13 protein-coding genes are annotated in these 20,435 nt (G+C 50.3%); 7 read left to right on the top strand and 6 right to left on the bottom strand.

All coding sequences use genetic code 11. The features are described from left to right. Positions 1-158 precede the first annotated feature (158 nt). Entirely contained in the window at positions 159-3,323 is a 3,165-nt protein-coding gene (locus tag AC6I7T_RS18140) for a vitamin B12-dependent ribonucleotide reductase (RefSeq protein ID WP_497788835.1), read from the top strand. A 154-nt stretch (positions 3,324-3,477) separates the two neighbouring features. Here the strand turns inward: AC6I7T_RS18140 and AC6I7T_RS18145 are convergent, their stop codons facing one another. Further along, complete coding sequence (locus AC6I7T_RS18145) at positions 3,478-6,846, bottom strand: hypothetical protein (protein WP_497788837.1); 3,369 nt, start codon at positions 6,844-6,846, stop codon at positions 3,478-3,480. Between the two features lie 370 nt (positions 6,847-7,216). On the opposite strand from AC6I7T_RS18145, the gene AC6I7T_RS18150 reads away from it, so the two are divergent. Continuing rightward, on the top strand, positions 7,217-7,780 hold the full coding sequence (locus tag AC6I7T_RS18150; RefSeq protein WP_497788838.1) for a L,D-transpeptidase family protein: 564 nt from the start codon (positions 7,217-7,219) through the stop codon (positions 7,778-7,780). 65 nt (positions 7,781-7,845) lie between these two features. On the opposite strand, the gene AC6I7T_RS18155 is transcribed toward AC6I7T_RS18150, so the two are convergent. Beyond that, positions 7,846-8,541: a hypothetical protein gene (locus AC6I7T_RS18155; RefSeq protein WP_497788839.1), complete on the bottom strand. Its 696-nt coding sequence runs from the start codon at positions 8,539-8,541 to the stop codon at positions 7,846-7,848. Between the two features lie 345 nt (positions 8,542-8,886). Further along, the gene (locus AC6I7T_RS18160; RefSeq protein ID WP_497788840.1) at positions 8,887-9,588 is read right to left on the bottom strand and encodes a hypothetical protein; all 702 of its coding nucleotides are present in this window, start codon (positions 9,586-9,588) and stop codon (positions 8,887-8,889) included. Positions 9,589-9,759: 171 nt separating this feature from the next. On the opposite strand from AC6I7T_RS18160, the gene AC6I7T_RS18165 reads away from it, so the two are divergent. After that, positions 9,760-10,464, top strand: a complete 705-nt coding sequence (locus AC6I7T_RS18165) for a HugZ family pyridoxamine 5'-phosphate oxidase (RefSeq protein ID WP_497788841.1) — start codon at positions 9,760-9,762, stop codon at positions 10,462-10,464. A gap of 279 nt (positions 10,465-10,743) precedes the next feature. Here the strand turns inward: AC6I7T_RS18165 and AC6I7T_RS18170 are convergent, their stop codons facing one another. Further along, complete coding sequence (locus tag AC6I7T_RS18170; protein WP_497788842.1) at positions 10,744-11,469, bottom strand: hypothetical protein; 726 nt, start codon at positions 11,467-11,469, stop codon at positions 10,744-10,746. 248 nt (positions 11,470-11,717) lie between these two features. On the opposite strand from AC6I7T_RS18170, the gene AC6I7T_RS18175 reads away from it, so the two are divergent. The 3 genes from AC6I7T_RS18175 to AC6I7T_RS18185 all read left to right on the top strand — a co-directional run bounded on the left by AC6I7T_RS18175 (position 11,718) and on the right by AC6I7T_RS18185 (position 14,322). Next, positions 11,718-12,161: a hypothetical protein gene (locus AC6I7T_RS18175; protein WP_497788843.1), complete on the top strand. Its 444-nt coding sequence runs from the start codon at positions 11,718-11,720 to the stop codon at positions 12,159-12,161. Positions 12,162-13,108: 947 nt separating this feature from the next. Continuing rightward, positions 13,109-13,402: a hypothetical protein gene (locus AC6I7T_RS18180; protein WP_497788844.1), complete on the top strand. Its 294-nt coding sequence runs from the start codon at positions 13,109-13,111 to the stop codon at positions 13,400-13,402. Positions 13,403-13,515: 113 nt separating this feature from the next. Then, positions 13,516-14,322, top strand: coding sequence for a HugZ family pyridoxamine 5'-phosphate oxidase (locus AC6I7T_RS18185; protein WP_497788845.1), 807 nt, complete (start codon positions 13,516-13,518; stop codon positions 14,320-14,322). A gap of 452 nt (positions 14,323-14,774) precedes the next feature. On the opposite strand, the gene AC6I7T_RS18190 is transcribed toward AC6I7T_RS18185, so the two are convergent. Then, positions 14,775-15,686: a hypothetical protein gene (locus AC6I7T_RS18190; RefSeq protein WP_497788847.1), complete on the bottom strand. Its 912-nt coding sequence runs from the start codon at positions 15,684-15,686 to the stop codon at positions 14,775-14,777. Between the two features lie 780 nt (positions 15,687-16,466). Between AC6I7T_RS18190 and AC6I7T_RS18195 the strand changes: the two genes are divergently transcribed. Further along, a complete protein-coding gene (locus tag AC6I7T_RS18195; protein ID WP_497788848.1) occupies positions 16,467-18,644 on the top strand; it encodes a patatin-like phospholipase family protein in 2,178 nt (725 codons plus the stop codon). Between the two features lie 91 nt (positions 18,645-18,735). Here the strand turns inward: AC6I7T_RS18195 and AC6I7T_RS18200 are convergent, their stop codons facing one another. Next, entirely contained in the window at positions 18,736-20,370 is a 1,635-nt protein-coding gene (locus AC6I7T_RS18200) for a hydroxymethylglutaryl-CoA lyase-like TIM-barrel protein (protein WP_497788849.1), read from the bottom strand. Between the last annotated feature and the right edge of the window lie 65 nt (positions 20,371-20,435).

Genomic DNA, 20,435 nt, shown 5'->3' on the forward strand with positions numbered 1-20,435 from the left:
AGATGGTGTAACCACCCGGACGCTTGCCACAGAAATCGACATTCATCGGAATTGCAGCACGTTAACGCCTCGTCGCGTTTGTTGTTTGACGCTCCCCTTTCGACCTTTTTCGAGTGGAGCAGAGCTGAGCATCCCACTTTCTGAAGGAGACTCCTTTAATGGCTGAGGTCACTCAAAAAACGACCGTTGCCACGCAAAATGGCACTTCTACCCCTCGCCGCATGTCGTCCGGAGCTCCGGGCTTAAATTTCTCGCGCTTTTTCTCTAAAGCTGGCATTTCTCCCTATGACGAAGTTCAATGGGAACGTCGTACCGCCTCCATCACCGATGCGAAGGGCAACTCGATCTTCGAGCAACAAGATGTAGAGGTACCTGCCGACTGGTCCATGACCGCCACCAATATCGTGGCTTCCAAATACCTGCATGGACAATTAGGAACACCCGAGCGAGAGACCGGAGTCCGGCAACTTGTCGGCCGTGTCGTCGAGACCGTGCGAGACTGGGGTCTCGCAAATGGCTATTTTGCCTCGAAGGAAGATGCCGCCATCTTCCACGATGAGCTGGCACACCTGCTTTTGACGCAGAAGGCAGCCTTTAACTCGCCCGTATGGTTCAATGTCGGCTGCGATCGCATGGAGCCCAATTCCGACGCGCAGAACTGGCATTGGAATCCGCATACCTGCGCCATCCAGTTCTCAGTTACGGGATACCGGAATCCGCAGTGCTCCGCTTGCTTCATTAATGCAGTCGAGGATTCACTGGATTCGATTCTGACCCTGGCGAAGACCGAAGGCATGCTCTTCAAGTGGGGTTCGGGTACAGGAACCAATCTGTCGCCGATTCGCGGCTCGATGGAAGTACTTTCCGGTGGCGGTGTAGCTTCCGGTCCGCTGAGCTTTATGCGTGGCTTTGATGCCTTTGCAGGCGTGATCAAGTCCGGCGGAAAGACTCGTCGTGCAGCCAAGATGGTCATCCTCAATGTCGACCACCCGGACATCATGGAGTTCATCGACTGCAAGTCCAAGGAAGAGGCGAAGGCCTGGACGCTGATTCAGAATGGCTACGATGGCTCCGGCCCCGATTCCGAGGCCTATACCTCGATCTTCTTCCAGAACGCCAACAACTCCGTGCGTGTAACCGACGAGTTCATGCAGTCTTACGAGAAGGACGGAGAGTTCAGCACCCGCAGCGTTAAGGACCGCAAGCCGGTAAAGACCTATAAAGCACGGGAAATCATGCGCAAGATCGCCGAAGCCACCTGGCAGTGCGGCGATCCTGGAATGCAGTTCGACACCACCATCAACAAGTGGCATACCTCGAAGAATTCCGGCCGCATCAATGCGTCGAATCCCTGCTCCGAGTACATGTTCCTGGATAACTCCGCCTGCAACCTGGCGAGTTTGAATCTGTTGAAGTTTGTAACTCCTGCAGGAACATTTGATATCGCCAGCTATCGTTACGCCATTTCCTTGCTGATTACGGCGATGGAGATTCTGGTCGACAACTCCGGCTATCCGACCGAGGCAATTGCCCGCAACTCGCACGACTATCGTCCGCTGGGACTCGGTTATGCGAACCTGGGTGCCTTGCTGATGGCCTTCGGCCTGCCCTACGACTCCGATGCGGGACGCGACTTTGCCGCGACATTGACCTCGATCATGTGCGGTGAAGCTTATCTGCAGTCGTCCAAGGTTGCAGAAGCCTGCCCGCCGCTGGCTTCCGCCACTCCGCTGACGGCAAAGGTAGAGCACGAAGGTGGTGCTTGCCCTGGCTACTACGTGAATCGCGAGCCCTTCCTCGACGTCATCCGGATGCATCGCGCCGAAGTCAACAATATCGGCAAGAACTCGGTGAAGAGCTCCTTCCGCGTTGCGCAGTTCAAGGAACTGATCGATGCTTCACTCGACTGCTGGGACAAGGCCCTTGCCCACGGCGAGAAGTTTGGCTACCGCAACTCACAGGTAACCGTGCTGGCCCCGACCGGAACCATCGGCTTCATGATGGATTGCGACACCACCGGCATTGAGCCCGATCTCGCTTTGGTGAAGTACAAGAAGCTGGTCGGCGGCGGCATGATCAAGATCGTCAATAATACCGTTCCGGCGGCTCTCTTCAAGCTCGGGTATACCGATGCCCAGGTAGATGCCATCGTGAGCTATATTGACGCCACAGGAACGATTGAAGGTGCTCCTGGAATCAAGACTGAGCACCTGTCGGTCTTCGATTGCTCCTTCAAGCCTGCAAAGGGAACTCGCTCCATTCACTACATGGGCCACATCAAGATGATGTCGGCAACACAGCCCTTCCTCTCCGGTGCGATCTCGAAAACCGTGAACCTGCCGCATGAGGCAACGGTTGAAGAGATTGCCGAAGCTTATGCGGAAGCATGGCGCCGTGGTCTGAAGGCTGTAGCCATCTATCGCGACGGTTCCAAGGGCGGTCAGCCATTGAACACCGCCGATGGCAACAAAGCCAAGGAGATCAAGAAGGATTCCAAGGCTCTCGGACTGGATGCTGCTGCCGATCATGTTCTGGCGGCGATGGCCTCTGGCTCGACACAGGGCATTGAGGAAGATCTGAAGGCTCTTGAAGCGAAGAGTGCCGAGAAGGTTGAAGTCGGAGCTCGTTCTGTCGTCTCCGCCACGAAAGCCTTTACTGCAGCTCTGGCCTCGATTTCCGGCAAGCATCTGGATGTTACGGAAGACAAGCAGGACCAGAATGCGCCGCCGCGCGCCGTCCGCCATCGTTTACAGGAAGAGCGTGCTGCTCTGACACACAAGTTCAGCATCGCCGGACACGAGGGCTATATCACGGTAGGTCTCTATCCCAACGGACAGCCGGGCGAGATCTTCATCAAGATGGCCAAGGAAGGCTCCACGGTCTCCGGGTTGATGGATGCTCTGGCAACCTCAGTATCGCTGGCGCTGCAACATGGTGTGCCGCTGAAGGTGCTCTGTGAGAAGTTCGCGCACACGCGCTTCGAGCCTTCGGGCTGGACGGGCAACGAGCAGATCGGCTATGCCAAGTCGATCATGGATTACATCTTCCGCTGGTTACAACTGCGCTTCCTCTCGGGCACGCAACTCTCGCTCTTCTCGGGTTTTGCCGGGGCTGCTGAGTCCCCAGCTCTTCCCACCGCAGAAGCAGAGGAGCAGGGAGAACTCTCCATGGAGGATCGTGGCGTCTATCACGCAGCCGATGCCATGAAGGAATATCTCGACATGGGCGACGCTCCAAGCTGCCACACCTGCGGAGCCATCATGGTTAGAAACGGTTCCTGCTATCGCTGCATGAGCTGCGGTAGTACGAGTGGTTGCAGTTAATAGCTATTTCAATCTCTTTCATGGTAGAGGGAGTAATCAATAGCAAAGCCGAGGCCCTCGCCTCGGCTTTGCTTTTTGACCAGACCGATATCACGATTAACTTTGCGATATTGATCATATAAATACGACGTAACTTGACTACCGAGAAGGGCTATTAGAGGCTTCCGCGTTTTCGGACCAAATAGTCTTTCTGCGTTTGGAATTTAGGATCATCGGGATGTTCCTTTTCCCATCTCTCCAACCAGTGATTTCGTTCCCGAAACTGCTTCAGCATATCGAGACAAACAACAATGGTGTAATACATAGATGCATTCAGTCCTCGAGCTCCTGCGTGCAAAACCTCTGGAGCTTTTATCCCCTTTCTTATTTCCTCGACAGCTTCGGCCCACATTTTTGACGCCTTCTCGTAGTGATTCCCCCGGTATAGATCAAAGCCAGCATTTCGCATCGCATAAGACTTTCGTTCCAAAATTTCGTAGAGGTCTTGCGAATTGGTATTTGTAACAAGTTTGAAGGCGCGTTCTGCGATCGATATGGCTTTGGACCATTCTTTCTCTCCGATCTCTAACTTCAGCCAATGCAAATACATCTCTGGCTTTTTCGCTTTCAGCTTAAAAGCGGCCTCGAATTGATCTCGAGCGTCTGAAATGCGACCTGCTCGTTTATAAATAAATCCAAGTACACCATGGAGGTCCGAAGAGCCCGGATATTTTTCAATCGCATGCCGAAGAATTGTCTCTGCCTCGAGGTGTTGCTCCGCATTTGATCTGAGAACTGCTTGCCTGATGAGCGAACCAATAATACCGTGTTCCAGATTTGGAAGTTTGCCGGCAAGAGCTTTACTTCTAGTCTCGATACGTGCATAAAAGTCACTTTGGCCCTCAATGAGGCGAACGAGCTTTTTTGTATTTAAATTGATCTGATAACGTTGCTCACCCTCGACGGCCGGTATCTTGGGAAATAGAAAGAGAGTTTGTAGTTCCGCTAAAGCAGACAAAAGACGTTCTTCTGATAGTTCTAAAATATGTTGCAACTCAGCGAAGGAGATCGTTACATCGGTTACGGCAGCTGCAACCAGGACTTTCTTTCCGTCACTCGATAGCTTCTCTATTTCTCTTTGTAGAGCATATTTCCTTGCCTCATCTCCTCCCTTCTCCGCCCACATTTTTATTGCGCTGGGAACGTCGACGATTTTGGCAAGTCGCAGGAGATCATCCATATAAAGAGGCGAACTGTCTGTGGTCTTGGCTATGCTTTTGATGATCGAAGGCGTGAAAGCGGCTGCGTTAAGCTTGTAGAGTCCAATTCGTGACTTGATGAATTCTTCTGCTTCATCTGGTTCGAAACCAGGAACATTAAAGGTCCGTATTCCTGGAATCTGTCTCCGAGAGGTCAATAACACGCATGATCGAGTGTGTGGAATTTCGTGTGTAAACAGGCTGACGGTATCATCATCTTCGAGCATTGTGTCGATGTCATCTGCAACTATGAATGCCGGATAATCGTTTAAGAACTCTAGTAATACACTTTTCTTTTTGTTCGTGTCCACTTTTCGGTCGTCTGGTGTAGCCCCGTACTCGGCCAGCAGCTTATCGATAGCTTCCTCTGCACTGGCAAAATCCGATGTTTCGATAGTTGATATCGTCCCTTCACGAAACCTTCTTTTCTTTGCGCTTAGCCAAATCACTAAATGGAAACGCCCGACTCCGTTCGGAATACCCTGCACAAAGCGGAAAGCAGCAGCCGACTTACCTTTTCCCCCATCGCCAGCAAGAAGGCATCTTTTATTATCGGGGTTGGCAAAACAGTCGGATAAATCCCTGAGTAAGGAATTGCGCCCCACAAACTCAAAGTAAATGCTGTCTTCGCTTGGGAGTCTTCGTAAGATGACTTGCTCTTCTTGTCTACTCTTACTAAGTTGCGTTTGCAACATCGTGAGTTCTTCTGCATATGGGAGATACCCTAACCACTTAAGAACTTCCTGCGCTCCATAGAGGAGATGGTGCGCTTCTTCAATGGAGACCTCCTCCTCAACAGGGTGCGATAAAGGGTCCCTAAAATCCTTAATAGCTTTCAGATTACCTAAAAATCGACTTTTGACAGGTTTCGGGAGATTTGCTGGCTGTCCTGCTTCAGTTGAGAATAGCTTGTCAAAATATCGGTCAAAGAAATTAAAGAAATGATTTGTGCCAAGCAGGTCGTAGTCGTCTCGAATTATTGTGGTAGTTCCGAGGTTTTCCCTCGATAGGTTTGCATTCTTCTCTGCCCTCGACCAATCCTCGCCGAAAAGTTTTTGCATCCTCTGAATGTGGTCGGCAGGAAAGAGGTGAGCGAATCTCTCTCGTAAAAACATTACAACCGCATTGCGAAATGTTCGCTGGATAGCTTGGTAACATAACGCATTTGTACCCAGACCTTCGACCGCTGGCTTGGAGGATCGTTTATCTGACCTGCGCGTGACAGATTCTGGAACAAGTGTTGGATCTTGATCCAATTTGTTGTGCTGGTCCTCTTTTCCCTCTAAAAATTCGGGGATCTGAGGGTTAGCCATATCGATTTTTTCTTGGATTTTTTGGAGCTTTGAATTAAGTTCGAGTTTACGGGTGGATTCTTTCTTTAAAATTTGAGTGATATCTCGAAGGCGAATCTCTCCGGCTTTTTGCTGCTTCGTTAGTTCCTCACGTTTCTGCAAAATTGTTTTTGAGAGAGATTGCTTTCTTCGTCTGAGGCTATCGTGATCGCGCTGTTTCTGGGAAAGAGCGGCCTTGGCCTTCTCGACCTGGGCCCCTAGCTCGACGAGAGCCTTGTTCAACTCGGTGAGGTTTTTATCAATTTCATCGGCTTCCTGCTGAAAACCTTCAAGCTTCGTTTGACCCTCATGCAATTCACTCTTAAGTTCGATTTGAAGATCATTCCTCTGTTTTTCCAGCCTCCGTTCGCTTTCCTCTATCTTGGTTAGTTCGTTCTCTATTCCTTTTTTTTGTATTTCTGGATTGTTAGCTACTGAGGTTAATTCCTGAGTAGCAATAGTCTTCACCGATTCTTGATCTAGTCCTCTTGATATAACAGAGATAAATATCAGAATATCATCGTCTGGAAAACGTCCAGCTAAGGTCTGAACGACAGAGCGAAGCCGTTCTTCGCTTTGCTTCCCATTAATTTGCTCGTGAAGATTATTGATCCATGAGTCAGTATCTCCAGGCTCATCTGCAGTAATCTGGAAACTGGATGATGCTGTCTGAATAAGAGAAATATGTTCACGAACCCATTGTTCGCACAAAGATGAAGCGAGGTCTCCATTATTCCGCTCAATTATTTCGCGCTTGTATGCGATCTGAACTTGTTTATCGGTAGGAAGGGTGGATGTGATTCGAAAACCTGGAAAACACCTGCTTCGTAGAGATTCACTGCTGCGCAGGTAATCACGCAAACGAGCCCGAGGAATATCCGATATGAAAGTGTCAAAGAGACGACTATCTCGGAAGTGAAAGGCAGCAGTGTGGGATATTGTCCCGTCTGGCATAAGGTCTCCCTTCGTTCGCGGGTTCTGCGCATTGTATCACTCAACCGGAGTCCCTGAGATATAGCTGTCAATGGGTTGTTGATTTATATATGTGATTTATCTCGAGGCGGTGTGACCCTCAATAGGATCGACAGCTTTGTCAAGAGTGAAAATCTCCTATGCAGTGCTGAAGCAGCGAAATTTGGCCTAGACCGTCGAGGTAAGCGAAAGCTTTTGGTTTATTCTCTTGAATCAGTGAAGGTTGTCTAGAGAAGTTTGAAGTAGGTTCTGGCAATCTACTCAAAAAAGCATGAATGGGTTACCGTCTACTTAAGTTGTACGATCAAGAGATGCTCCGTTATTGTTAAACGCGAAGACAAGGCAGGGAACGGTGAATCGGACAAGAACGGGTATTCTTCAGTCACGCTTCCGGAAATTACAGAGTACAGTTGAATTCACTCTGCTGATTGCTCTGTTATGTAGCGCTATGGGCTGCTCCTCCGAATCTCATAATAGAACGCACGTAGAGGGACGCAACGCAGATCGGATCATCATTGTGAAGTCCGAACACAAAATGACCCTAATGTCTGAAGGCGTGCCCTTAAAGTCTTATAGCGTGGCGCTTGGCCGGAAATCCGGCAAAAAAGAAAGGCGCGGCGATCACAAGACACCGGAAGGGCAGTATGTAATCGATCAGAAGAATCTTGCGAGTCGTTTCCATAAAGCATTGCATGTCTCCTACCCAAATATCCAAGATCGAAAGCTTGCCCATGACGCCAAGGTTGATCCGGGTGATGCAATCATGATTCATGGTGTAGAGGGCCGGTTCGCATGGCTGGGAGCTCTTCAGCATGATATTGATTGGACGGATGGCTGTATTGCTGTAACGAATAAGGAGATTGATGAAATATGGTCCCTTGTACCTCTCGGAACTCCTGTGGAGATTAAACCCTAGCTAAGTTCTGAAAAGAATCGTACAAACCTAACCGCCACTGGTGTTCTGAATACTAAGCGGCTATATCAGCGAAATCGTGGCAATGCTATTCCGACGGATTGAGCGTGACCTGCGCTCTGCAACATTCTTCGCAACACGGTTGAGACGAAGTAACGACGTTCTTCATTCAACATGGTCCCGAAGGTGGCCCTTCGTTTGCCATCCATGACGATTGCCATGCCGCGTGAGTTCCAGTTGAATCCGTTTCTGCCGCCTTCCTCTCGTACAGAGCTGAAGTCAGACCAAGAGTAACTTCGTGTCCAACCGAGTGGCCCTACACCTGTAAAGATTGACAACAGATCTCCCTGCCGCACAACCTCCACCTTGCCCGCAACCATCATCATGCATAATCCAATCATGGCACTACCGCCAAGTAGAAAGGGTATGCCGAAGATCGTTGTAGATAGATCAAATTGTCCAGAAGAGATCTGCTTTCCGTAAAGGCTACTCAACGCTCCACCTGCCCAGACACAGGTAAAGGGGACGAAGAAGAGCACCATCCAGGAACGTGTTGTTGCACCAACGCGGAAACCATCAGACAGTGGTTCAAACCAGGCACCGTTGGGCGGGTTACCCAGATCGAGTGAAGCGGTCGAGGTACCACCAACAAGTTCCGAAAACGAAAACGTATTGCCACAACGACGGCAGAGGGCAATGTCGGTAGCTACGTTGATATCATCGAGCGGAATTGCTAATCGGCATTGTGGGCAAGTGGCTTCCATCCTATGGAAGAATTTCACACAGCTGTTGCGAGATCAACAGAGAAAAGTAATACGTCTTCACCGAGTGAAGCAGGGATCATATAGACGTCCTGGAGACTTGCGATGAAGTAATTTCTGCATTGCGCAACCGCCTGGACGGGCAGGTTCAAATTGAGTCCGAACAAACTTCGGAGCTCCAGAAAAAGACAACATGGAGGATTTTCCCTGAGGTGAAACTGCATATTCAAACCAAAGAAGGCTTGAATGTGCACTATATGACAGCCCTGTTAGTTCCCCAGGTAGTTCAAACCCTGGATATAGGATGGGCAGTATCTCTTATTCTTGCTTCCAGCGAGATTCTGTTTCCTAATGACGCAAATGTTTGCCCGGAGCCATCGAGCTACTCTGCGATGAAGGCGAGGTTAATCCTTCGGACTGTATCTTTTCAGCCAGACCCGAAATATCGAAGCTTACAGTCTGAGGTGCTTCTTCGTAATAACTAAATTCCACAATCAGCTTGTGGTGTTTCAATAGGTCTTTGACGAATTGTTGTTCATGGCCGTATGGAAACAGGGCCTTACGATCATCCGAGATTCCCCAAACTTGGGATAACGGTTTCTCCTCATCGAATCTAAAACGCATACGTGTGCCATATTCGGCATCTCGCCGCCGGTCGACAATTCCATGTACAACCACGTAAACGCCGATAGTGTCATCTTTGCTGCAAAGTTTGCCATTTTCAAAACATATTTTGAGTGAGGCGTAGTGAAAATTGCCGTATTTTTCACCATCGGGCTCGATAGATTCAGTAGAAAGATACTCTTTCTTTGTTCCATCGATTGCGTTCGTGGTGATGTCGGAGCTTTTCCACTGCGGCTTCCAACCACAACAGTGTGGATCCATGGTATGAAAGTCATTATCCAATTTTCTATGGAGTCGTTCTATCTCTTCCTCTTTCGAGCTCGAATTTTTGCATGCCGCCACACTGATAAAGAGTACAGTTAGCAGGAGGTAACAAGTGACTACAAAACTTCTATGAGAAATTTGACGACTAGCGACATCCATCATTGATGTTCCTTATTTTCCGTTTCCACTTCTAGATGGCTTATCGGCAACTGGTGATCATTTCTTCTCAATCTATCCTCTGGGATGTTTCAATTAGATACGGCGTGCGTCATGATCCTGCTTTTAACTGGATTTGTAGAAGTATCGATATCATAATCTCCAAGCGAGGTATCTATGTCGTCGAATGAAACTACGGGACTCCGTCAGCACGCATCGACGGGTCCTGCACTCTCGCAACTTCCCCAACCCAGCCATGCCGAACGTGTTCGCACCCTCTTGTCCCAGATTTCTATTGGCACTCTATCGACGCTCTCTCGAAGGCATATCGGGTTTCCTTTCGGCTCGCTGATGCCTTTTGCGCCAGATTCTCTCGGACGGCCAATCTTCCTTATCAGTAACATGGCTATGCATACGCAGAACCTAAAGGACGATCCGCGATGCAGCCTTTTCGTTGGAGAGGTGAATGCCGAAGGCGATCCTTTGGGCGCGGCGAGAGCGACTCTGATCGGTAATGCCGAACTTGTGCCGGAAGAGGAGAAAGCCTCTGTACGAGAACTGTATCTTCGCCGTCATGAGAACAGCCGTTATTGGGTGGACTTTCCGGATTTCAACTTCTTCCGGCTACAGCCAGTCGATCTCTATTACGTCGGCGGTTTTGGAGTCATGGGATGGGTTGCGGACGAGGAGTACGAAAAGGCTACGCCCGATCCCCTGGCTGATTCTGCATCCGGAATCCTCGAACACATGAATGCCGATCATCGAGACTCGATGATCCTGTTGGCGCGAATGTATGCGCAGATCGAGGCGAGCGATGCAACCATGACCTCAGTCGACCGCCTGGGTTTCTCGTTGCGTTTGAAGACTGCTGAGGGGGGGTAAAGGAGCCCGCATTAACTTTCTTCATGAGGTCACTACCGCGCAGGAGACCCGCAAAGTCCTTGTGGAGATGGTGCAACAAGCCAAACAGCAAGACTCGCTCTGAGTTCTTTTCTCCCGGGGGAGAAGATGAAATAGCCCGGAGTGGAGTGAAGCGGAACCCTGGGTTACGTTCACTCCACCTGCCAAGAATGCCTGATTTATGTCGTTTTGTTAGTCTTCATGTTCTTCGCCAGGAACAGCTCCTGGATGGGCAACCCACTCAGATCGGAGTTTCTTCCTTTACCATCCGTTTGGATACTGGGACACGTAATCGGAAAGATTCTTATCTGTTGACTTCGCCTTGTTGAAGAGTTCAAAAAGCTGATCTCTTGTGGCTGTAATCGGCGCGGCGTCGCTGACTACTGCTTTCTCGATGGGAGATTTGTGATCATAGAGTTCCAGTAATGCAGCAAAAAGGTAGCTGTTATTACCGGTGGCCATCGAACGATCCGACGCAGCAGTTAGAAAATCGGAGTCGTTCGTCTGTTGCTGCGATAACGCTGCGAGGCGCTCATTAATCGTATATTTGCCACTTTGGTCGTATACGATACTTGTCAACTGGCTCCGAGACAGGTCACTGAACGGATTCTTGCCGTTACCCAGGATGAATGCTGTGGCGCTCTGTGCGCTGGCAATCCGATCTGAAGTTGCGGGACTGGGAAGTTGCGCTGCATTTTTGGCTAGCCCTACTTCATCGCTTGCAGCCGTCAATTCCGCCATGACATCGCTATATGCTTTTCGGAGTTGCGTTTGAGTCAATCCTGCATAAGGATCAGTTACCGTGCTTTGCGATGAAGAGAGAGCGCTCTGTCCTTCGTCCGACAAGGTGACGCTGTCTATGCCGTTTTGAACACTGTTTCCTGACTCCGCGCCGTTTTTACTGCTGTTAGCGCTCGAAGCGGAATTTCGGCCGTTCAAACCCGATGCAGCACTCGCTGTATAAGCATCACCAATACTGGTCATCATGACTATAATATGCTCCTCTGTAATCGAGGTAATAGCATGTTATTGACCGATAATTACGGTTTCATGCTTAATATTTTCTAATATCCAATAACTTCTTGTCGAATGTTAGTTTTCGGATCTCTGTCAGCACCATTGCTGCAGCAGTTTTGCCCCTGATATTGATAATGTCAAAATATAAACGGACGTAACACCGCTATGCTTCGGTGCTGATGTTATATTTCTGCCGAATCAAGAAAGGGAGAAGTTACATGTCTAAAATCAGATTGCTGATGTGCATCAGTGTAGCAATGGCGATGTTTAGTAGTCTTGGGGCGTCTCTACATGCGCAGATGACGACTACCATCACGATTCAAAACGATACCAGCTACGCGATGCCATTTAGCACTCGTGGTCAACCTCTATCTGCCGATTTTACAGGCATTGTCTCTCCAACCCCGACCACGGTCGCTCCTAAAGGCAGATTCACTTTTGTGTTGATCAGCTCCTATCCCGATATATCGGGAGCAAATTTCTATTATGAAACCTCCGCCCAAGACCAGGGCTGCAAATTCAATACTTCCTATACAACAAATGGAGGTTATACGATCCATGCAGCTTCATCGCTGTACAACCCGGTGAAGTGCTCCGCGACAATCACGAGCTTTGACATGAAGACGCATAATTATGCCGTAACCTTTACTATCGGAGGTTGATCAATCGTTTTATTCCGATAGATCCAATCTCTTTTCATCGAGTCAAAAGAAATATCTCATGCAATAAAGCTTGTAACTCTCGCATGAGAAGTGCATCACTCCGATACAAATCCAGTTGAAACGGCATTGGGCGACTTGGCTCACGCCCAATGCTGCGAATCTAGGCAATTGTAGGGCATCGGCAATAGCTCTTCTTCGAGGACCGCTGTTTGGGAAGGATGAAGGTCCCGAGCCATTCTCCCAGATCCCCTGCTTTCGATGAATTCGTGGACAACCAGCCTGTATTGCGGCCTGATTCCGGACTGCATTGGAGATGCTTTTCTTCGGCTGTATCTGTTGACCTTCAGCATGGCTTTGTGTCCGATCCATTCTGTACGGTCAGAATTCATCGTCTGTATAACCATCGATAACTGTTCATAACCGCATTGACAGCACAGACGTTCGCGCCTATCCTGCCGGTAGAGCTTTGTTAGCGGCTGTTAGGATTCCTGCAGAAGCTTCGATAGTCCAGTTAGCAGAGCTTAGCGTCGTCGGTACGATGCGACTGTATGAAAGCGATACAGCTCCCAGAAGCGGAGAGCATTCGGTGCTACCAACACCTCCTGCTCCCCTAACCAATGACCATCCTTCAAGCAAAGGAGCAGCCATGGCTGTATTTCAAGGTAATACCCGCCTGTCACGGATGCAAATCCTGTATCCGCCGAGCCCTCCCAGGGCAGCCTTCCCAGTCCAAATTGTTATTGAGAGATCGTCATAGCCTGACGAACCTGTTCTCTCTGCCGGTTGGCACGGCCCGCTTCCGTCGTTAGGGAGAGGTGTGTCTGCCGGGATTCCATACACGACCGTTTTCCCTGTTTCATGGAAAGCGCCGGAGACATGCGCGCTGTCCTCATGCCTATCCGTGCGGACAAGGAAGACGGTCCCAACCCAAACGAGGACCAGGATCGATGATCGATGTACAGATGTACGAATATCTATGCGACCTGAATCGGCACTACCGGCAGATGCTGAATGCTCTGCAACAGCTCGCAAGCTTCTATCCGAAATTGCGTCAGGAAGAGTTCCGGCTCTATGAGCTTCGACTGAAGGAATTGCAGGCCAGCGCCAATGTCCAATTTCTAGAGTCCCTGCTGGTGGACGAGGTAAAGCAATGCGATCAATATCAGCAGGAGATTCTCGACCTAGGAGACCGCGATTCTACAGAACCGGAGAAAACAGATAGCAAACAGGCGGAAGCATAGGAAAAACTCTTCGCTGAATGGACGGAAAATCTATGCGTTGGTTGGTTGGGTGCCTCCTGATACCAGGATTTTTATCCTCCGCGTTGTTATTCTGGTTCCCAAGCGAGGTATCTATGTCGTCGAATGAAACTACGGGATCCCGTCAGCACGCATCGACTGGTCCTGCGCTCTCGCAACTTCCCCAACCCAGCCATGCCGAACGTGTTCGTACCCTCTTGTCCCAGATTTCTATTGGCACTTTATCGACACTTTCTCGAAGGCATATCGGGTTTCCTTTCGGTTCGCTGATGCCCTTTGCGCCAGATTCTCTCGGACGGCCCGTCTTCCTTATCAGTAATATGGCGATGCATACGCAGAATCTAAAGGACGATCCGCGATGCAGCCTTTTCGTTGGAGAGGTGAATGCCGAAGGCGATCCTTTGGGCGCGGCGAGAGCGACTCTGATCGGTAATGCCGAACTTGTGCCGGAAGACGAGAAAGCCTCTGTGCGGGAGCTGTATCTTCGCCGTCATGAGAACAGCCGTTATTGGGTGGACTTTCCGGATTTCAACTTTTTTCGACTGCAGCCAGTCGATCTCTATTACGTCGGCGGTTTTGGCGTTATGGGATGGGTTGCGGACGAGGAGTACGAAAAGGCTGCGCCCGATCCCTTGGCTGATTTTGCATCCGGAATCCTCGAACACATGAATGCCGATCATCGTAATTCGATGATCCTGTTGGCGCGAATGTATGCGCAAATCGAGGCCAGCGACGCAACCATGACCTCAGTCGATCGTCTGGGTTTCTCACTGCGTCTGAAGACTGCTGAGGGGGTTAAAGGAGCACGCATTAACTTTCTTCATGAAGCGACTACCGCTCAGGAGACACGCAAAGTCCTTGTGGAGATGGTTCAACAGGCGAGGGAGCAAGACTCGCTCTGAATTTCGGCGCGCGAGAAGATGAAACAGGTTAGGCGAGTTTATTGCGGCGAAGTGGCTTTGGTCGTGTGTCAGGGCTGGACTTCAGTCCAGCCGCAGCAATTCTCTTAATGATGGATAGACATTCTCGGTAACGAATGCTGCGTGAAAATTGAGCAGGCCGAATAGTTGCAAGGTACTGTTTGAGAGTATCTTCGCTCGTGCAAGCCATGACCAAAACGCTCAAACGAGTATAGGTTAATCCCTTTGTTCTTCCCGTTGCATGTGTTACCGAAAATGTTTCTTCTCTCTTAACGAAGACTGTTTTCGGATGGCCTGAAGGCCATCCCTGACACAATGCCTCACCAATGGTGGCAACGACCGAAATTGCTGTTATATTTCGTTGTTCTTTGTTGCTATCCTTCGCGAAATACTCCAAGCAGTAAGTCTCCCACGGAGAGTTTCCCCTGCGAAACCTATCGGAAGCACCGCTTCGTTTCAGCGCTGCCGAGGCAGGCTCCGCTATTGCTGCACCATTGCCAATGGTCGATTGCCAAGATGAAGTGGCCAGAGCCTATTACCGGACATCCCGGAGCGTCGGTTCCTGCAGAAGGTCGATTCCCCGGATCGACGTGGGGTGCTGCCGCGGGGCTTTCCTTTTCTTCCGGCTCACGTCTTGAACGGAATGTTTGTGCGGGTTTCGAATCGTGGTTGGGGAGCGCCGAGCTTACGTTCTCGTCTGACATCTTCTGCGTCAGTCCCGAAAGTTCGAAATCGATGACATGCGTTGTTTTGTCGGAATCGTGGAACTCTATGGACAGTTTGTTGTGGGACTCCAAATCTTTAACAAACTGCAATTCGTGTCCAAAGGGAAACAGGGCTTTATGATCGTCTGAGATACCCCAAAGTTGAGATGTGAGTTTTTCGTCATCGAACCAGAGGCGCACCCGTGTATGGTATGTATCGCTTCCGAGTGGTGCCACCGCTTCATTTACGGCGATGTAAACTCCGATATCATCTCCCTGGTCACAAATCTTGCCATGTTCAAAACATATGTTTAGCGTGGCATAACTGGGTTTTAATTCATCGAGACGATCGGGTGAAGTTGATTCAGCGGAAAGAAATTCTGTTTTGATTTTGTCGGACCCAGATCCCGTGGTCCTGAAGACCTGCCATTCAGGTTTCCAACCGCAACAGTGTGGGGCGTCGGCGTGAAGATCTTTCTCCGGTACAGATTTTTGCGGTTCGTCATTTCGTGCTTCTGAGCTGTAGGTTCCTCTACTCCACCGGGATGTCGGCATTCTGAATAGAAACAGAGCGACCACAATGCAGCCTAATAAGACGATTGTTCCTACTAGATCTCCCGGAGATTTGACTACTTTTGTCATTGAGCTTTCCTCTGAATAAACTCCAAGATAATTTATCGGCAGCTGAGCCCTCTTTCCCGAATATTTAGTTAAAGTGTATTGATTAGAAGCAGAGACATCCGAGTCTATCTCTTCTGAAAGAAGAGATCTCGAGTTTCTACATTTGCAAGCAGCAAACTGATGAAGAAGAAGAAATCAGCGCAGGAAGGTGGCGGTTAGAAACCGCCACCACAGCCGGTTCGGAGACCGGCGCTACTTGAGACCTGCTACGCCTGCTTCTGCGCGGCTTTCAGCAGATGCTGACGTTCCACAATTTTCTTTACGACATGGTCGTGCAACGAATCGCCTTGATGAAACGTAACAAAGTAAAGTCCAGCTTCTTTTCCCTCGTGGGCAACCGTGCGTGGTTTCGAATTTTGACTTCGCTGAAGCTGGGTTTCACTGCACCATACAGCTAGCCTTCATCGGCCCTTGTTCCTTCCCGTTCGTGCCTTCGTGCCATCTCTGCGCATGCTATCAAGCTACCGCAGACGCACTGTATGGTACAGCCGGTCTCTGAACCGGCTGTGGTGGCGGTTTCTGACCGCCACCTTCCTCTTCTGCAGTTTTCATCCTCTTTGGGTGAGCCTATGGAAGTATGACTGTAGCGTTGGAAGGTCTGAATCAATTTTGAGTAGATCTTTCATACACGTAGGGTTGGTGCTTAATTTGATGTCCGGAATGGGCCAAAAGTAACAGAAATCTTATTTGGTAAGTGATGACGCAGCCGTAGCGGACAGACTACACTCTCTGAAATAGTCTATGAAATATCTTGCTTCGCTCCGCGTCCTTTTGTTGTGTTGCGCTGTTGTTCTTGAGTCTGGCGTTACAGCTCACGGTCAAAACCAGGAAAGGCCCAAAATAGGGGTTGCACTTAGCGGAGGCGGCGCGCTCGGTTTAGCACATGTGGGTGTGATTCGTTACTTCGAAGAACATCACATCCCGATTGATTATGTGGGCGGAACAAGCATGGGTGGGCTTATTGGCGGTTTCTATGCCACGGGGATGGATTCTTCTCAGTTGACCTCGGTGATCGAACATGCCGATTGGGATGCTCTCTTGAGTGCAAATCCCCGGTTCATCGATCAACCTGTGGTCGATAAGCAAAAGTGGAACCGGACATTTGGAAATCTGACATTACGTTTCGGTAAAGGCTTTTCACTCCCGGCAGGCTTAAATCCCGGTGAGAACCTGGCACTGTTATTGAGCCGTACCACCTTGCCGTATTCGGATCTCTCCAATTTCGACGAACTGCCTACACCTTTTCGCTGTGTTGCTACCGATCTTATTAGCGGTAGCGGTGTGGTGCTTGATAAGGGATCTCTTGCTCAGGCGATGCGCGCAACGATGTCGATACCGGGAGTCTTTACTCCGGTGAAGCGGGATGGCATGGTTCTTGTGGATGGCGGCCTTGTTCAGAATATTCCGGTAGATGTGGTGCGGCAGATGGGAGCCCAGACTGTAATTGCCGTTTCCCTTTCCATTCCTCAAGCAAAGCCCGATCAGATCAAGTCTCTTGCCGATGTATTACGGCAAACTGTATCTGTATCTGTTCTGCAAAACGAACGGCAATCCTTGAAATCCGCAAATCTGGTAATTGAAGCCGATACTTCGAAGTTCTCCGGCACCGATTACGCAAAATGGAAAAGGATCATTGAAGCAGGCTATGAGGCAGCGCAAAAGAAGAGTGCGGAGTTAGCCAAGTTTGAATTGTCACCACAGGAGTGGCAAGAGTATGTAGAGGCGCGCAATCGGCGTATTCGTCATCTCGGCAAGCAGGGGCAAGTCGTTAATATTGTAAGTGCCAATCCGACATTCCAAAAAAATGCCGAGTATGAGATTCATCGCAAGCTGGGGGATGGCCTTGTTCCGGAACAGAAGCTTGAAGAGACGCTTATCGGAATGGTTGCAGCGACAGCTGTTCCCGGGGCCTCCTATGAATGGCAGCATGGACCTGATCAGAAGGAAGGCTATAAAGTAACCTTTCCGCAAAGGCCGGGGGATCAGCTGCTTGCCCGACTCGGCTTTCTCTATGGGATTTCTCCTGGAGAGCCCTCGCGAGCTGAACTGAAGCTATCGACTACCACTATCTTCGAGAAAGCGTATAAAGAACGTCTGGCCGGTGTCGTGAACATCGGATATGATCCGGGCGCTCGCGCTGAGATGTATCATCCCTTTGGTGGTAGCCCGTATTTCGTTGCTCCTGGGCTCTTCATCGAGCGCTATCACGTGAACAGCTATGTTGGGCCTCAGCGCCAGAGCGAGACGCGTGATCGCTTTGGCGGCTCCTTCTATGGAGGCATTGGAACTTGGCGCTTTGCTCAACTTCGGGTAGGTGCACGGGCTGGCTATGATTCCTACAGTAAGGCTCGGGTGGTAGACGGTGTAAAGGCCGAGAGCGAAGGATTTGCTGCTCCTGAGATGCAATGGATCTATAACTCGGAGGATTCCGGAGGACTTCCGACACACGGCACACAAAGTGAAGGATCGGTTGGTTATAGTTTCCGGGAGAAGTCGTATCCGTATCTGCGGCATAGCTTCAGCACCTTCCAGCCGGTAAACAAGAACTTTGCATTATTTGCAATGAGTGAGGCCGGTAGCAGCTTTGGGCGGAAGCTTAACTATTTCGAACAGTTTACTGGGGGCGGTCAAGCTCAATTAAGCGCTTTCCGGTATCAAGAGTTCCATGCGAATACCATGCTGGAAGGTGGTGGTGGGATAGTTATTCATGGCCCCACTGTGCGGTGGCTTTCTATTTATCCAGGAGTTGCTGTCTGGTATGAAGCCGGAGGCTTCGACATGGGCTCTCAGGGGTGGAAGACACATCAAAGCACTTCGACGGGGGTCTTTTTCCCAACTCCGCTGGGGGCCGCAGGATTGGCGCTGAATTTTGACGAAGCCGGGAAAGCCCGTTTTAGGCTAATGCTTGGTAGCTTCTGATATCACAGTTGTGTGCTTCCAGACGATTCGCCAGAAATGCGAATCGTCTGGAAGTCCTAAGTGGGTATCTTTAGTCTCTCGAAGATTGTAACTAATCCAGATTCTTTTGCAGCCAGTAGTGGAAGCCGTCCACGATGGCCATTAATGCGGCCTGGTTCAAGTCGCTGCTGACGCCTGCAGTAATCCATGGCTCATATCCATCGGCATGGAAGCTTACGGTGACGCGCACATGAGCAGCAGAATCGTGAGCGGAGACGTCAAGAGCTGTGACGCTGAAGGTTCCGAGGCGAATCTTTCCGAGTACCGGATACAAACCTATCAGTTCTCGCCTCATGGCTTTCGATAAAGCATCGACTGGGCCGGCTCCGATTGCGAAGGCATGTTCGATAGTGGTGTCTCCAATGGTCAGAGACATCTTGGCATCGACAACCCGTTTGCCACCTTCGTCGAATTCGTCGATGACGCGCCAACGATTCACACTGAAGCGTTCCTTCAACGTGTTGAGTACTCGCATGCAGGCCAGACGGAAGGATATCTCACTTACCGTATAGCCTCCGCCATCGATCATCGCCGGATTGCTATCGATGAGCAACTGCGCCTGTTCGGCATTCAGAGGAACACCGAGCGATTCGGAGAGCAGCATGATGTTTGCGCGTCCAGACTGAGCGTTAACACCGATAACCGGATTCGCTCCGACCTTGGGAGGATCGCACCAAAGATAGGCTCCAGGATTTTTCCGCTCGCTGCTGCCGTGCATTCCGGCCCAGGTTCCAAATGCCCCGCGGCCCACGATGGGCGCACCGTGAGGAACTTCCAGTCCGAAGGCTGCATAAGCGGAGTGGGCAAGGCCTGTGAGTCCGGCGAGAGAGTCTGTGGGCACAAACTCGGCTTCTCCCTTAAGCTGCATGCTCCCGATCACAGTGGTCAGATTGACATTTCCGCAGCGTTCGCCGGTACCTAGCAGCGTTCCTTGTACCTGAATGGCTCCGGAGAGAATCGCTGCACGGGAGTTGGCAACTCCAAGCCCGCGATCGGTGTGCCCATGAAAGCCAAAACTCATTTCGGGATAGGAGCTTGTCAGGTCGTCGAAGACAAGAGATACCTCTTCGGGGCTGGAGCCTCCGTTGGTATCGCAGATAACAATCCTACTTACCTTCTGTTCGGAGCACTGCTTGACCAGCTGATGGACGTACTCCAAGCTACGTTTGTTAAAGTCACTGTCGCCGGAGCGTCCAAACTCGACTCTCCCGCAGTTGGCATCCATCCCATGTTCGAAGTCTACGATCACCTCCAGCCCTTTATCGTGCAGGAAGGCAATCGTTTCGTATGTCATTAACAGGTTATCTTCGGGAGTGGTTGCCAGGGACTTGGTCACGTCCAGCAGCCGGGACTTAACGACGATGACCGCAACCGGGATCCTGTCCTTATGATTCAGGATTGCCTGAATGTCTGGCCAATCCTGCACCTTTGTATCGCGCCCGCGAGTTCTGCCGAAGAGCGCCAACTTCATGGTTCCCGTATCTACGGTCTTGAGCGTGGCTGCGAGATCCTCTACAAACTGATTTGCGCCAGCAAAACCAATCTCGGCATATTGCACCCCGAAGGCAGCCATGCGCTGCAAGAGGACGGCTGCATTTGGCACAGAGATTTCCAGGTTAGGTTGCTGCAGCCCGTCTCTCAGGCTGGTATCGAACAGCTCGACTTTTCTGGTTCTACTTTCGTTCATTGTCCCTATGCCCGATTGTAAAAGGTCCTTCGCAACGGATGGCCCGGGAAGCGGATATGCGAATC

Source organism: Humiphilus diazotrophicus (assembly GCF_059726315.1).